9 protein-coding genes are annotated in these 16,195 nt (G+C 48.3%); 3 read left to right on the forward strand and 6 right to left on the reverse strand.

Annotated features, from left to right (window positions below):
* Positions 1 to 47: 47 nt before the first annotated feature.
* The gene (trxA, locus tag BUB37_RS04520; RefSeq protein WP_072989110.1) at positions 48 to 365 is read left to right on the forward strand and encodes a thioredoxin; all 318 of its coding nucleotides are present in this window, start codon (positions 48 to 50) and stop codon (positions 363 to 365) included.
* Positions 366 to 430: 65 nt separating this feature from the next.
* On the opposite strand, the gene BUB37_RS04525 is transcribed toward trxA, so the two are convergent.
* Positions 431 to 1,633, reverse strand: coding sequence for a Pycsar system effector family protein (locus BUB37_RS04525; RefSeq protein ID WP_072989113.1), 1,203 nt, complete (start codon positions 1,631 to 1,633; stop codon positions 431 to 433).
* 53 nt (positions 1,634 to 1,686) lie between these two features.
* On the opposite strand from BUB37_RS04525, the gene BUB37_RS04530 reads away from it, so the two are divergent.
* Positions 1,687 to 5,397 carry a metallophosphoesterase gene (locus BUB37_RS04530; protein ID WP_072989118.1) on the forward strand — a complete coding sequence of 1,237 codons (3,711 nt, stop codon included), beginning with the start codon at positions 1,687 to 1,689 and terminating at the stop codon, positions 5,395 to 5,397.
* Between the two features lie 11 nt (positions 5,398 to 5,408).
* Here the strand turns inward: BUB37_RS04530 and BUB37_RS04535 are convergent, their stop codons facing one another.
* Together BUB37_RS04535 and BUB37_RS04540 are read right to left on the reverse strand one after the other, a co-directional pair.
* On the reverse strand, positions 5,409 to 6,269 hold the full coding sequence (locus BUB37_RS04535; RefSeq protein WP_072989121.1) for an NHL repeat-containing protein: 861 nt from the start codon (positions 6,267 to 6,269) through the stop codon (positions 5,409 to 5,411).
* Between the two features lie 89 nt (positions 6,270 to 6,358).
* Positions 6,359 to 7,720, reverse strand: a complete 1,362-nt coding sequence (locus tag BUB37_RS04540; RefSeq protein ID WP_072989124.1) for a vanadium-dependent haloperoxidase — start codon at positions 7,718 to 7,720, stop codon at positions 6,359 to 6,361.
* A gap of 414 nt (positions 7,721 to 8,134) precedes the next feature.
* On the opposite strand from BUB37_RS04540, the gene BUB37_RS04545 reads away from it, so the two are divergent.
* Entirely contained in the window at positions 8,135 to 9,787 is a 1,653-nt protein-coding gene (locus BUB37_RS04545; protein WP_072989128.1) for a solute:sodium symporter family transporter, read from the forward strand.
* A 78-nt stretch (positions 9,788 to 9,865) separates the two neighbouring features.
* Here the strand turns inward: BUB37_RS04545 and xylA are convergent, their stop codons facing one another.
* The 3 genes from xylA to BUB37_RS04560 form a co-directional block, all read right to left on the reverse strand.
* On the reverse strand, positions 9,866 to 11,191 hold the full coding sequence (gene xylA / locus BUB37_RS04550; protein WP_072989132.1) for a xylose isomerase: 1,326 nt from the start codon (positions 11,189 to 11,191) through the stop codon (positions 9,866 to 9,868).
* A gap of 96 nt (positions 11,192 to 11,287) precedes the next feature.
* The gene (locus BUB37_RS04555) at positions 11,288 to 12,775 is read right to left on the reverse strand and encodes a xylulokinase (protein ID WP_072989135.1); all 1,488 of its coding nucleotides are present in this window, start codon (positions 12,773 to 12,775) and stop codon (positions 11,288 to 11,290) included.
* 169 nt (positions 12,776 to 12,944) lie between these two features.
* Positions 12,945 to 16,193 carry an FG-GAP-like repeat-containing protein gene (locus BUB37_RS04560; protein ID WP_072989138.1) on the reverse strand — a complete coding sequence of 1,083 codons (3,249 nt, stop codon included), beginning with the start codon at positions 16,191 to 16,193 and terminating at the stop codon, positions 12,945 to 12,947.
* Between the last annotated feature and the right edge of the window lie 2 nt (positions 16,194 to 16,195).

Below are 16,195 nucleotides of genomic sequence, written 5' to 3' on the forward strand. Positions count from 1 at the left end.
GCGAATAAAATATGACTAAATTTGCATAATCTAATAAATTAAATAACATGGCATTAGAAATAACAGACGCTACTTTTGACGAAGTAGTCTTAAAAAGTGATAAACCTGTAGTTGTAGATTTTTGGGCGGCATGGTGCGGACCATGTAGAATGGTAGGGCCGATCATAGAAGAGGTAAGCAACGAATACGAAGGCAAGGCGGTCGTCGGTAAGGTCGACGTAGATGCCAATCAGGAGTACGCCGCTAAATACGGGGTGCGTAACATACCTACCGTTCTGGTATTCAAAAACGGTGAGATTGTCAATAGGCAAGTGGGCGTATCGCCCAAAAAGGTGTATACCGATGCCATTGACGCTGCCCTATAAACAGGTAGGCTTATTGGAAAGAAAAAAGTTCCGCGTCAACGCGGAACTTTTTTTATGGCCTTTTTTTAGGTTGGGAGCTCAATGATACGTTCAGGACCGTAAAACTTCAAGGCCACGAAGAAGGCAATGGTCGATAGAATTATGCCGACCATAAATACCGAATACGTCCATCGCAGCAGTTTGTATTTTTTATCGAGAACGACCCCTAAAAAATAAAGGTCCTTGGTCAATGTGTTGTACACGTAGTTTTGGTCCTTTATCAATTCTTGCATGGCCCACTCGTAATCTTGAAGTTTCATTTTGTGGAAATTACCAAAGAACAATAGGTTGACCTTTTTGTTTTCCACATCCTTTCGGTCGAACTCCCCACTGGTAACATTGGGCCTGGTGGCCAGAACAGACATGACCATCGAGGCAATACTGAAAAGAACGAAGATGCCCGTTGGGTAAATCAGGTAGTCGTTCGACGGATTGTCCAGTTTAGGGATGAGGTTGGTGAGCAAAAGTGAAATGATGATGGCGTTGACCGAGAGTAGGATGTTTGCCTTGGTATCGGCAATGTCGCTTAGTTTCAAATGGTTGCGCATCGATACCCTGTACATGGTCTGGATGCCGCGTTCCGGACTTTGGTTCTTTAAGCGCACCTTTAGTTCTTCCTTTTTTCGGGCCTTGTTTTCCTTCTTAAGGCTTTTGATCAGTTTTTTTAGGTTGTCGTCCTTTCCTTTTTGCCAGTTGGTTTTGGCGTAATCGGTATAGAACCTGTGCTTGGTCTGAAACATTTTTATGTTGGCCTTTCTCCACTCTCTGGGCGACATGTCGGCAATTCCCAATAGCGAAAGCTCCTCCCTGAGCATTTCGGAGGTTTCGGTGTAGCTGTTCTGCGCCAGGTGCGAAGAATCGGCATCCCTGATAATTTCCTCCAAAAGGTCTTGGGGCTCGTGTTCCAATTGGGTAGCCATTATCAGCTTGCAGACCTTGTCGATAAGTGGGGCCTCACAACCTTGCTCCCTCAAAAAGGCCGAAGCAATTTCGCAACTTTTGCGCTCATGGTCTTCCGGGCCTTCGGTATATCCGATATCGTGTAACCAAGCGGCAAGGACAATCGCGTTAGAATCCAATTCATCTAAGTTATACGATTGCAACATTTCTTTACTACTTTTGACAACCCTTTGGGTGTGCCTTAGGTTGTGGTACAAATAGTTGTTGTCCAATTTGTTGACCAGTAAGTTTGTTGCAAAATTCTCGACCTTTGATAGTAACTCGGACATAAAAACGGTTTTGCATCCAAAATACAAATAATTAAGAATCAATTCCTATTCCAATGCCCAAACATTTTGCACTTATGGTACTGGCCTTGTTGTTTGCGTCCTGTGCTACCTATAAAACAAAATATAAAGTAGATAAGGGCTCTGTTAATGATACGGATAAGGAAATATCGCATACCTTTTACCTGATCGGTGATGCCGGCCTCTCGCCCATGGACGACATGAACGAAGTACTCAAAATTTTCAAGAGACGACTTGATCGGGCAGATGCGAACAGTACGGCCATCTTTTTGGGAGATAATATTTATCCTGCGGGCATGCCCGACCCCAAAGACTCCACGGCCGCTTACCTGAATGCCAAGAACGATTTGGATGCGCAGTTGAAGACCCTGGCGAATTTTAAGGGAAAGCCCCTGTTCATTCCCGGAAACCACGATTGGTATACCGAAGGATTGGTGGGCTTGAAACGGGAGCAGAAATACATTCAGAAGGCCCTCGGCAGTAAGGAGGTCTTTTTTCCCGAGGACGGGTGTCCCATTGAAACCATCGAGGTAAACGAGGATGTTACGGTCATCGTCATAGACACGGAGTGGTACTTGACCAATTGGGACAAGCGGCCGGGAATCAACGACAAGTGCGATATCAAGAGCCGCGATAAGTTTTGGTTGGAGCTCGAAGACGAGATCAAGGCAAACCGCCAGCGGACCACCCTTATTGCCATGCACCATCCCATGTTCAGTTATGGAGCCCATGGCGGTCAGTATAGTCTTAAGGCAAACCTATATCCGAAGGAAAAAATAGGCCCCCTGCCCGTACTGGGCACGTTTATTAACCTGTTGCGCCGTACGACCGGGGCATCGATCGAAGATATGCAGAACAAACGTTATACCGAGCTTAGGGAACGCCTGGTTACCTTGGCCCAGTATTCCGAAAAGGTAATCTTGGCCTCGGGACACGAGCATACCTTGCAATATATCGTAGAAGAGAATACCCCTCAGATCGTAAGCGGGTCGGGGGCCAAGAAAGGGGCGACCCGATTGTTGAACGGAAGCCTGTTTTCTACCGGCAGAAGGGGGTATGCCGTGTTGGAGGTATATAAGGACGGTTCCTCCAAGGTTGATTTCTACGGCACGGATGGCAACGGGGACGAGGAGTTTTTGTTTGCTTCACAGGTACTCCCCCCGAACCGAAAGGCCTTTGATAAGGACGAATATCCCGATTCCTTCCCCCCGACCGTCAAAGCCTCGGTCTATAGTGAGGAAGAAATTGAACGAAGCCGTTTCTTTAAATTTTTATGGGGCGAACGCTATCGCAAGTACTACGCTACAAAGATTACCGCGCCAACGGTCGACCTGGATACCCTAATGGGGGGGCTCGAACCGGTTCGAAAAGGGGGCGGGCACCAGTCGAAATCGCTTCGCCTACGGCACAAAAGCGGCAAGGAGTATGTGATGAGGGCCCTTAGAAAGAACGTCGAACTGTATCTACAGGGCATGGCCTTTCAGAACAAATATATCATGGGCGATTTCGAAGACACCGGTACGGAAGGTTTTTTGCTCGATTTTTATACGGGTTCGAACCCTTATGCGCCCTTTACCGTCGCTCCCCTGTCCGATGCCGTCGGTATATTCCATACCAATCCGGTGCTGTACTACGTGCCCAAACAGCCGGCCCTGAAAGATTTTAACGAGAGTTTCGGCGATGAGCTCTATATGATAGAGGAGCATGCCGGTGACGGCCATGGCGACCTGGCAAGCTATGGCTATTCCGATGAATTGAAGAGTACCGATAGCATGCTCGAAGATTTGCGCGACGACGAGAAGTACGAGGTCGATTCCGAACTCTATCTGCGGGCCCGGCTCTTCGATATGGTATTGGGCGATTGGGACCGGCATGTAGACCAATGGCGTTGGGCCGAGTTTAAAGACAAAAAAAACGACAAGGTAGTGTACAAGCCGGTCCCCAGGGACCGTGACATGGTGTATTCGAAACACGGTGACGGGTTAATCATGAATCTCCTGACCCGGATCGTTCCGCCACTTCGGTTGATGGAAGGGTTCAATGAGGAGATACGAAGCGTAAAAGGCTTTAACTCCTCGCCCAAGACCTATGTGCTCGACATGGCCATTCTGCCCGAAACCACCTTGGATCAATGGGTGGCCCAAGCCCGATTTCTTCAAGAACACCTGACGGAAGAAGTGATGGACAAAGCCTTTGAAAACTTTCCGGAAGAGGTGCGGGACGAAACCGTTACTGAAACCAAACGCATATTAAAATCCAGGTTGGCCCATATCGAGGAGACGGCACGGGAATACTACGGGGTGCTGAACAAATATGCCATGGTAGTGGGGACCGACAAGGACGATTGGTTTGAAGTGAACATCTTGGGCAAGGACGAGGTAGAGGTAAAGGCATACCGGAACATCAAGGGGGAAAAGCAAAAGCTGTTCTTCGACAAAAAGTTCACGGCTGGGACGACCAAAGAGATTTGGGTGTACGGACTCGACGACGATGACCGGTTTGAGGTAAGGGGGGAAAGGTCCGCCAGCATCAAAGTACGGTTGATCGGCGGCCAGAACAACGACATCTACGAATTGGAGCAAGGGGGCAATGTCGCTATTTACGACTACAGGTCAAAGAAAAATACATTTAAGGAAACGAAGAACGCCAAGGTTAAGTTGACCGACGACTACGATGTAAACACCTATCTTCCCTTAAAGGTCAGGAGTTCGACCAACCTGATTATACCGACCATTGGCTACAATCCCGACGACGGGGTAAAGATTGGTTTCAGCGATACCTATACCTATAATGGATTCAGGCAAAACCCCTTCACCCAAAAACACAGGGTAGATGCCTCGTTTTACTTTGCCACGAACGGCTTCGAGCTAGGGTACTCCGGGGAGTTTGCCGAAATCTTCGACAACTGGAACTTCGATATGTCGGCCCGTTTTACCAGTCCCAACTACAGTGTCAATTTCTTTGGTTTTGGAAATGATACGGAAAACAGGGACGATGAATTGGGCATGGATTACAATCGAGTGAGATTGGAGACCTTTAAGCTCAATCCATCGCTGGTATGGCGAGGGCAGTTGGGGGCCAAATTTAAGACGGGTATTTCTTTTGAGTCGATAGAGGTGGAGGAAACGGATGGCCGTTTTATTAACACCTTTTACGTGGAGAACGGCCAGGAAAACCGAAAGTCTTTTATGGGGGTAGATGCGGAGTATTCTTATGAAAACATCGATAATACGGCTTTCCCGACCATGGGTATGGCCACTTCGCTTCGCCTAGGTTACAAAAACAACCTCACTGAAAAGAAGGGTTTTGGATATCTGGTGCCCTCCTTGTCCTTTGACCATAAATTGATTCCTAGCGGTAGGTTGGTATTGGCCTCGAAATTAAAGGCCCAATTCAATATTGGTGATGGATACGAGTTTCACCAAGCGGCCAGTATCGGCGGATTGGACGGATTGCGGGGTTTTAGGAACCAACGTTTTACCGGTAAAAAGTCCTATTATCAAAATACCGACCTTAGGTATAGCCTGCGGCGGATCAAGACCGAATTGTTGCCGGTTACCCTTGGGGTCTATGGCGGATTTGACTACGGACGGGTCTGGGGGCCGAATATCGATTCCGATGTGTGGCACACCTCCTATGGCGGGGGAATCTTTTTGAACGGTGTCGATATGGTAACCGCCCGGGTAGCGGTTTTTAACAGCGATGATGGACCCCGATTTTCCTTTGGACTCGGTTTCGGGTTTTGAACGAAGCCTTTCTATTTGAGTTGATAGGTGTACAAATTACCGCCCCCGTTTCCCTTTTTCTCTTCCTCATCGGATAGTAAAAGCGTGTTTTCGCCATAAAAGCACACAGATTCAAGTTGGGTGCGTATGCCCAAGTCGATTTCTTGGCGCCCTCCTTCAAAGAAATGGTCGGAGTCAAAATCGGTAAAGAGGTATAGTTTTCCATAGCCGAGCAGCACCACTGTCTTACCGTCCTTCGAGATATCGGCCGAGGTTACCCTACATGTATCCCAATCGGGGCAAAGGTTGAGTTGGCCTACCAATTCCGCTTTGTAGTCGCCTTTTTTTGCAGGAACCTTGTAAAGTAAGGTTTTGCCCGTAAAGGGTTCGGAACGGTTCTTTGTAAAAATATAAAGGTGGTCGTTGAAGTGAAAAAAGGCTTCGGCATCGAACATGCGGTCTTTCTTTTTGGGCGGAAAATGTTTTTGTTCGGGATAGGTAAAGGTTATTTTATCGGCCTCTATCTTGTTTCCTTTCTCGGTTTCCGGGTTGGGCACTATGTAAATGGTAAGATCTTCCCGGTCGTTCATGTTGTTGCCAAAATCACCAATATAGAGATTTCCCCTTTTGTCGGTGGTCAATTCTTCCCAGTCCCTGTTCTTGGCCTTCCTTACCTTGAATTTATGGGTCAGTTGACCGTCGAAATCGACTTTGTAGATCTTGTCAGGGTTTCCGCTGTCGTTTACGAACCAGGCCGAGCTTCCTCCATAATAGGCCATTCCCGAATTTTCCTTAAGTTCTTTCGGGAGTTTGGCAATGCGTTGTAATTGTGCGTGGTTGGCACAGCTACAGAGCAAGAGGAGTCCTAAAAGGGGAAAGGTGTAATGTTTCAATTTGTGTCCTGTTTATGTTATGAAAGGCTTATGGTAAAATTTTCGAAAGCCGTATAACCCCTGTTTCCTCTTGGGTTTGAGCGGGCCGGTTACCGCAGGTTTTCGGCCAGGCTTCGGTCGGCTTTCATCCGTACCTTGTTTACAACGAACTTTCCGAGGTCGCGGCCCTGTTTCAGGCCCTCATCAATGGCGGCCCGGTAATGGATGCCCCCATAAAGCCGACTGATGGCGGCTTCGTCGGCGGCTTCGTTAAAGGAGTTAAAGCTTCTTATCGGCAGGCCGTAAGGGGTTTCGGTATCGTCGTCAAAACTAAAATTGTCTCCAAAAATATCGGTCAGTGTAGTGGATGCGGCACCTGATACGACCGAGTGTCCGCTAGTATACTCGGGAAAAGGTGGGGTTTGCAGTACTGGCTTCCATTCGTCGTCTATATACTGGTTGATGACGGTTTCAGGTCGGATAAGGTTGCTTCTGTATTTTTCGTCCCAGCAGCTGATAAATGCGTCGGCAATGGCCATCGAGGTCTTCGTATAGGCATATAGGGTCTCGTCAAAATCGCTATTGGTATTTCGTGAGGCTATTTTAGTGATGCCTATCCAATGGGCCCCAGGGGTGATTTTTTTCGTGGCGAACATCAAGTGCCCACGGGTTACCGATACATAAGGGTTGCAGTCCCAAAACTTGGCGATTTGGATTTCTTCCGATTCATCGCCATCTTCCTCGATTTTCTTGCCGATGTCATATACTTCTTTCATCTCCTTATAAAAATCGGAAGATGGGTCGAGTGAAAATGCCGGTGGGGGAAGGGGCTTGAACTGGGCGGCGGAATCTATTATAAAGGGCCTGATCTTGTTCCAGTGCGGCTCTATCCCATCCATATAGGCCGGGGGAGTGGGCTGCCAACGTGCGGGGTCGTCGGCGTCAACGGTAAATTTGGGCATGGTTCGCGTCTGGGCATAATTGTCTTTCGCCATCCACTTGCCCACATGGTCGGCCACTAGAAGTCCGTAGTCCTTTGAGGCGGTGAAAACCCTTGGATTCTTGTCTTGCCACATTCCATAAAGGCTGTCTCGAAAAGCCTCCATACGGTCTTCGGAGAAAATCAGGCGTTTGCTGAGCTCCATATGGGCCACCATGGCCGAAAGGTTGTAATTGATACTCGCCGTAGAATCGGGTTGGGGAATCGGCTCAAGATCCCTTACCTGCCCCACCAATGATAGGTATTCGTCGTTGAATTGGGCCACAATTTCGTAGGCCGCGATATTGGGGTAGGCAAAAATCCGACTGGCTACGGGCGGAGAGAAGATATCATGGATCATGATTTCGGTGACCTTGTCTACCGAGGCGTGGAGGTCGTCGGGGCCCACTACAATCGGGGCCGTGTTCTTCTGTTCCGTATTGCAACTGGCCAGTACGAGAAACAAGCCTGCTAAAATTGATATTTTATTCATGTTCAAAGGTTTTTCGGTTGGGCCCTTTATAGGTATGGGGCGTCCTCATTGATAAATCCTCTGTCGGGGTGAAAAAAATTATCAAATGAGTACGCAAAATTACATTATTTTAAAGTTTTGGCAAGATGTATTGGATAAGCTGTAATGAAAGGCCGTAATTTTTGCCTGAGGGTGTTTCGTCCGCTACCCTTTTCCGGTAGTTTTGTCGCTGTAACATTGGTGTGGCCAAAGCGTTTGACGTGGTCGGGCCGATCAAAGCTCGCCTTCGTCCGGAAGGGACTTTCCAAAGAACAACGGGCAAAAAACGATATTAAGGATAGTCGATTCGCAGTTCGTTAGATTATGCGGCTATTATTGAATTATTATCAAATTATCCGATATATTTACCCCTTATAATCAAACTGATCTATTCGTATGATAGGAATACTTTCTTTTTTGGGTTTTACCATAATGGTGGCGGTAATATCCTATTTTGCAACACGGACAACAGACGAACAAACATCGGACGGCTATTTTTTGGGAGGTAGAAGCTTGACCGCAGGGGTGATAGCGGGCTCGTTGCTGTTGACCAACCTCTCCACCGAACAGATTGTAGGCTTAAACGGTAGTGCCTATAAAGACGGGTTATCGGTGATGGCCTGGGAAACCCTTGCCGCCATTGCCATGGTGGTTACGGCTATTTTTTTGTTGCCGAGGTATTTAAAGGGCGGACTTACCACCGTACCGCAGTTTTTGGCCGATCGCTTCGATGTGGCCACCAAAACCATTACCTCTGTACTTTTCCTGACCGGTTATGTGGTGGTTCTCCTGCCCGTGATACTTTATTCGGGATCCGTGGCCATAAGTGGAATGTTCGATGTGCCCACGCTTTTGGGGGTATCGGACGACACGGCCTTGGTCTTGTGTATTTGGGGCATAGGTGTCATAGGTTCGATCTATGCCGTTTTCGGCGGGTTGAAGGCCGTTGCGGTCTCGGACAGTATCAATGCGGTGGGCTTGATCGTCGGGGGTATCCTGATCCCGGTATTCGGATTGATGGCCATTGGTGACGGAAGTGTTTTACATGGCCTGCACGTTTTGGTCGATGCAAACCCCGAGCGCTTCGATTCAACGGGCGAACCGGGTCAAGAGGTTCCGTTTTCGACTATTTTCACGGGTATGATGCTGATCCAACTTTTTTACTGGGGGACTAACCAGCAGATCATACAGCGCGCTTTGGGGGCCAAAAACCTGGCAGAGGGACAAAAAGGGCTTTTGCTGGCTTCGTTTTTAAAGATTCTGGGGCCGCTGATCCTGGTTTTGCCCGGTATGATAGCCTATTACTATTTCGATGGCGGATTGGCGTCAAGTGATCTCGCTTATCCCGAATTGGTTCGGGCGGTATTGCCAAAACCCTTGATCGGTTTTTTTGCGGCGGTGCTCTTCGGGGCCATATTGAGTTCGTTCAACAGCGTACTCAATAGCTCGGTAACCCTATTCGGAATCGACGTCTATAAGCAGCATATCAATAAGGAAGCATCGGAGTCGACCGTGGTCAAGTACGGAAAGATATTTGGCGTGTGCCTGGCCCTGGCCGCCATGTTCATAGCCCCGATGATAGCCGACGCCGGAAGCCTGTTCAACTATCTTCAGAAGATCAATGGAATTTACAGCATACCCATCTTTACGATTATCGCCATTGGTTATTTGACCAAAAGGGTGCCGGCCATAGCCGCCAAGATCGGTATCGTTTCCGGATCGATCCTCTATATTATCAGCGAATTTTTGGTGAGTCCGAGGCTTAGGGAAAATGCGGTCGAGGCCGCCAAGGCTTCGGGGATAACCGATAGCGACGCCCTGCGATTGGTCGAGGCCGACGCCTATCCCCATTACATACATGTTATGGCCATACTTTTTGTGGCCAATATGATCATTATGTTGATCATAGGAAAGATATTCCCGAGAAAGGAGGCCTTTGAACTCAAGTATACCGAGCAAGTATCGATCGAGCCCTACAAATATGTAAAGCAGGTAGGGGCGATTATATGTGCGATCGTCATAGGCATCTATATCTATTTCGCCCAATAGTAAGGTAGGGAATAGGATAATGGAATAAAAAACCCGCTATCAAACGATAGCGGGTTTTTACTTGGATACACCTCTTGCCTAGATGTATTGGCTAATGATGTTCTCGAACAGTTCCTGTTTTCCGCTCTGTAGTTCGAGCTCGCCGTTTTCGTGGGCGATGTCGTAAAGGTCTTTGAAGCTCAATTTACCGTCTTCGAAGTCCTTTCCTTTTCCGGAGTCGAAAGAACTGTACCTTTTGGCGCGCATTTCCTCGTATGGCGATGAGGTAATGATCTTATCGGCCGTAACCAGGGCTCGGGCGAAGGTGTCCATACCACCGATATGGGCATGGAAAACATCGTCTAGGTCGGTCGAGTTCCTTCTGATCTTGGCGTCAAAGTTGATACCTCCACCTTGCAGGCCACCCGCCTTCAAGAAGGTCAGCATGGCTTCGGTAACCTCGGTAATGTTGTTGGGGAACTGGTCGGTATCCCAGCCGTTTTGGTAATCGCCACGGTTGGCGTCAAGGCTTCCCAACATGCCATGTGCGGCGGCCACTTCCATTTCATGCTGCATGGTATGGTTGGCCAATGTCGCGTGGTTGAATTCCAGATTGAGTTTGAAATCGTCTTGTAGGCCGTACTCGTTCAAGAAGCCAACGACGGTTGCCGAATCAAAATCGTACTGATGCTTCATGGGCTCCATAGGTTTGGGCTCGATAAAGAAGTTACCTTTAAAACCTTGGCTTCGGGCGTAGTCGCGCGCCATGCCCAGGAATTTGCCCATGTGGTCGAGTTCTCTTTTTATATCGGTATTGAGAAGGGACATGTATCCTTCGCGTCCGCCCCAGAACACGTAGTTCTCGCCATTGAGTTCCATGGTGGCGTCCAAGGCCAGTTTGATCTGTCCTCCCGCCCGGGCCAATACGTTAAAATCGGGGTTGGTAGAGGCGCCGTTCATATACCTGGGGTTCGAAAAGCAATTGGCGGTACCCCAGAGGAGCTTTACGCCCGATTCGGCTTGCTTGCCCTTGATATACTCTACAATGGTCGCCAATCTTTTTTCCGATTCGACAAAGGTGTCCGCTTCCTGTATCAAATCAAAATCGTGGAAACAAAAGTAATCAACGCCCATTTTGGTGATAAACTCGAAGGCGGCGTCGGCCTTGGCCTTGGCGGCTTCCACGGGATCCGATGGCCGATCCCATTCGAAGTTCTGTGTGCCCGGGCCGAAGGGGTCGGCACCTTGTCCGCAGAAGGTGTGCCAGTAGGCGATGGCGAATTTAAAGTGTTCGCTCATTTTCTTCCCGGCAACGACTTGTTCGGGGTTGTACCATTTGTATGCCAAGGGGTTGTCGGAATCCTTGCCTTCAAATTTGATCTCGCCGATTCCTTTGAAATATTCTTTGTCTCCTATTAATGCCATTGTTTTAAATTTTTAGGGTTTAAGTTTTTAGAGTTTAAGTTTGTATAATAAGGGTTTGATCTTGTTTTAAAATTACACGGGTGAAAGCGATCTGTACTAATCCAACTTTTCGAGCAGGGTGCGAAGTTCGTCCTTCCATTTCCCGTACGCCGTTTCATAGGGCTTTTTATCGGCCGAGGGTTTGAATTTCATGACGAAATCGTTATCGATGATGCGTTTTCCATAGGTTTCAAAATCGCCTTTGTGCAATTCACAGGCCCGTGCGGCACCTATGGCCCCCGTCGTATTGTAAATTTCGATCTCTTGGCCGATGAGGGTCGAAATGGTATTTGAAAAAATGTCGGACCTGAAAAGATTGTCGTTTCCGGCACGCACCGCTTGGGGATCGATACCGTCGGACTTCATAATTTCCATTCCGTATACAAAGGAAAAGGCGATACCTTCCAGTGCGGCGCGGCATAGATGGGCCTTCGTATGGTTGTTTAGGTTGATGTTGGCCATTCGGGTGCCCAGGGTCCTATTGTTAAGCACACGTTCGGCACCATTTCCGAACGGATGTATGGTAACACCGTCAGATCCCACGGGAACACCTGCGGCGAGTTCGTTCATTTCGTCATAGGAGGAAACCTTAAGGTTGTTCATCAACCAACGGTACATGATGCCCGCCCCGTTGATACAGGCCATTTTACCGATACGCGTGTTTTCGGTAGTGTAGTTGACATGGGCGAAATTGTTGACACGTGCGCTCTCTTTGACCGATAGGCTGTCGGTAATGGCGTACATGACCCCCGAGGTGCCCCCTGTTGCCGCCACTTCCCCGGGATTGAAGACGTTAAGCGATAGGGCGTTGTTGGGCTGGTCGCCCGCCCGATAGAGAATGGGCGTGCCCACGGCCAACCCGGATTCCGAGGCACCGTCTTCCGATACCCTTCCCTGTTCGGCAAAAGTGCCGACCAACTGCGGAACAAGTTTTTGGTCGATGCCGTAATATTCCAAGAACCAATCGGCGATACCCTTGTCCTTAAAATCCCAAAAGATACCTTCCGAAAGTCCGGAAATGGTAGAGCGTATATCACCGCTCAGCTTGTAGGCGATATAATCGCCCGGCAACATAAATTTGTGGATCTTTGAATAAATTTCCGGTTCGTTCTCCTGTACCCATCTTAATTTCGAAGCGGTGAAATTGGCCGGGGAATTCAGCAAGTGCTCCGAACATTTTTCATTTCCCAGGTCGTCAAAGGCCTTCTGGCCTATCGCTACGGCCCTACTGTCGCACCAGATAATGGAATTGCGCAGGGGTAAGCCGTCTTCGTCGACGACCACGAGCCCGTGCATTTGGTACGATATGCCTATGCCCGTAATATCGGACGGATCGATACCGTTTTCGTTTATAAGCCTTTTGGTCGCGGTACACACATGTCCCCACCAGTCGTCTGGATGTTGTTCGGCCCATCCGTTTTGAAGGGCGATCATGCCCATTTCAACGGTAGGTTCGTTGACTACCGATATGTTTTTTCCCGTTGCCGTCTCTATTAGGGCAGCCTTTATCGAAGAACTGCCAATGTCATATCCTATGGAATACATGGTCGAAAATTTGGAGGCGGTAAGATATTGCTTTAGGCTTTTCGATACAAGTTAGAAATGTGTTATTTAATGAAAATTATGATGCATTCGGCACGAAATTTATCGAATTGTCGGTTTTGGGGTTTTCTTTTTGTCAACAATCCGAAATCCGTCCTGTATTGAAAAAACATCATCGGTCTTTTCGGGTGGAAACGAGATAGGCCTTGTCGTTATTGGAAACTACCAAATAGCTATCGTCGTCCAACCTGAGTACCCTACGTGCATTCAAGGCGACGGGTAGCGGTAAATGGCCTTGGGCTAGGACCTTTTCGCCTTTGAGGGTGAGAATTCCTCCCGAATTGGCCGTGCTTTGGCCCAACTCATTCGCATAATCCAGATAATTGCCCACGTATAGCACGGTGTCGCCCTTTTTATAAAAATCTTCAATGCTGCTCATCTGTGCCTCTTTGGGAAGCGGCATGGGTTTAAAACCACCTTCTTTGTTCCAATAGACCATGGATCGCAGTTCTGAAATCTTTTTGACTTCCAAAACGTCCTCTTCTTTTTTGCCGGTAAGGTCTTCGATGCCTTTCGTTTTTGAAAAATCGGTGTAACTCAGAAAGTTCTTTTTTAACGATGGCAATTGGCCTGTTAATTTGTCCTTGGATGCATAGGGCACGTATTTTCCAAAGAAATCGTAGTAAATGATGGGGTCGGGTTGCCCATTATCGTCAAAATCGTCGAGGTACATTTTCACGGGCCGGTCTTTGGATGCCTTCCATTTAAAGTTTAGCCCGGCATTGCCCGCCATAATGTCCGTTCGGCCATCATTGTCGAAATCGTCTACTAAGACCGTGTTCCACATGCCTTGGGTATGCCCTAGGCCGAATTCGCCGGTCTTGTTCAAGAAACTCGAGTTGCCTTGGTTGATCAGTAGGGTGATCGGCATCCAATCGCCTACAATGATCAGGTCGGGAAGACCGTCGTTGTTGATGTCGGCCCATTTGCTATCGGTTACCATGCCCAAGCGTCCTTTTTGGGCCATCATAAATTCGCCCTTGCCGTTGTTGACAAGCATATAGCTAAAAGGGGATAGGCCGTAACCTCCCGGAATGGAACGGTTTCCAATAAAAAGGTCGTCGTGCCCGTCGCCGTTAAAATCGCACGACGAAACGCTTCCGCCGTTGGTCCGTATCAAGGGTGTTTTTAATCGGGTAAAATTTGCCTGTCCGTCGTTGACATAGATCCGGTCTTCGAGTTGAAGGTCGTCTTCGAGCTTGTCGTTGCCGCCACTCATCACGTAGAGGTCAAGATCACCATCGCCTTCTAGGTCGAAAGCCGTCGCCGAAACGTCTTCATAAACAATGTCCTTGGCCAATCCACTGTCCTTGATGTTCGCATACCCGCCGCCTGTTTGTTGGATGAAAAGTTGGGGCGATTGGTATTTTGCCCCGCCGATGAACAGGTCTTCCAATCCATCGCCGTTAAAATCGGCCTGTACCACGGCCGGCCCTTCGGCAGACAATTTTTCGGGCATGAGGGGCTCCCTTTCATAATCGAGGAAATTGTTCTCTAGATGAACATAGGGGAAGGTTTTGAAAGATGGTGGGGCATCGGTTTTGGGCAGGGCGGATGCCCTTAGGTCTTTTCCCCTGACAAGAAGGTGCATTTTGTCTACCGCCAAGCCTTTTTCGATCTGTTCCTTGCCATCGAGCCACTGTATTTTTACCGAATCGATTTCCTTTGTGTCGCCAAGGCCGAAATGCAGTCTACGGCTTGAAGCGGATTGAAACCCTTTGGTGACCGTTACCTCCTTGGCCCAGGTTTTGTTTTGGGCGTATACGAATACCTTGGTGCCCGTTGTGTTTTTTAGGTCGCTATCTCCCTTAAGGTCAAAGGAAATAAAATGATTGCCTTTGTCGGATACATTTTCCAGTACAAAGGCGGGTTGCCCGATATTGTTCACGACCAGGTCCAAGTCGCCATCGTTGTCCAAATCGCCGTAGGCCGCGCCGTTCGAGTATGAGGGGCCTGCATCGGAGGCATCGGATATTCTTTTGAAATCGAGATTGCCATTGTTTTGAAAAAGTACGTTCGCAAGTTTCACCGTGGGCATTTTGTCTATTAACTTTTTTTTCACCTCTTTTTGTCTGTTTTGGTCGAATTGGGCATAGTCGGTCGTACTCAGGTAGTTGATGTAGTCGAGGTCATTGGGGCGTTTGTAGATGCCGTTGGTAATATAGATGTCGTTATGCCCGTCGTTGTCGTAATCCTGTAACAGTACACTCCAGCTCCAATCGGTGGCATGGGTTTCGGTTTGTAGGGCGATGTCGGTAAAAGAACCTTTATTGTTGATTTGAAAGGTGTTGCGCGCATATTGCTCGCCATATCCGAAATTCTTTTTGATGTTCCTGACCTTATCGGAATCCTCGCCCGCCGACTTCATAAAAATTTCGGCATCATAGGGCATCATATCCAGGGTAAAGAGGTCGGGGCGGGTGTCTCCGTTTATGTCGGCGATGTCAACACCCATTGTGAACCTGGCGGTATGATCGAGCCAATCGGCACTACTTTCCTTAAAGGTCTTGTCGCCTTGGTTGATGTACAGGTAATCGTTTTCGTGAAAATCATTGCCCACATAGATGTCGATAAGTCCATCGCCGTTGATATCGGAGGTGATCAACGCCAGGCCGTAGCCTAGGGCACTGCTATATATGCCCGAGGATTCGGTGACATCCTTGAACCTTGGGGAGCCTTCGTTTAAAAGGTTTTCGTAGAGCCGGTCTCCCGAGAGGGAGTCTTTTTGGTTTCGCTGTTCGATATTGCCGTAACTTCTGGGCGTATGTACCGAGTGGTTCATCAAATAGAGGTCCATATCGCCATCATTGTCATAGTCAAAAAAGGAAGCCTGGGTCGAGAGACCCGAGAAATCAAGGCCATAGGCTTCGGAACTTTCGGTAAACGTCCGGTCCCCATTATTGATGTACAACAGGTTATGGGCGCTGAGCGACTTGTATTTGCCTACCTTGGAGACGTATATATCCAAAAGTCCATCGTTGTTGACGTCTTCCATGGTAACGCCCGTAGACCATGTCGAGTCTACTTGAAGTCCCGCTTCCTTGGTGATATCGATAAATTTTAGGTTGCCTTGGTTCAGGTACAGGCGGTCGGGACCTTGGTTGGCCGTAAAATAGAGGTCCTCTAGCCCATCGTTGTCGATATCGCCCACGGCGACCCCGCCACCGTTGTAATAGTAGAGGTATTCTATAATATTGAGTTCGTCGCTATAGTGAAGGTCGTTCGAAAAGTCTATTCCGCTGCTATCGGGGGCTACCTTTTTAAAAAAACTCCCCGATGCTATGGCCCCCATTTCTTTTTTTTGGGTGCAGGAAGCCGATAGAACCACCATGACCAGACAAATGCGTATCGCTAATTTCATTT

Origin of the sequence: Pseudozobellia thermophila (assembly GCF_900141855.1) — a bacterium.
Classification (GTDB): Bacteria; Bacteroidota; Bacteroidia; order Flavobacteriales; family Flavobacteriaceae; genus Pseudozobellia; species Pseudozobellia thermophila.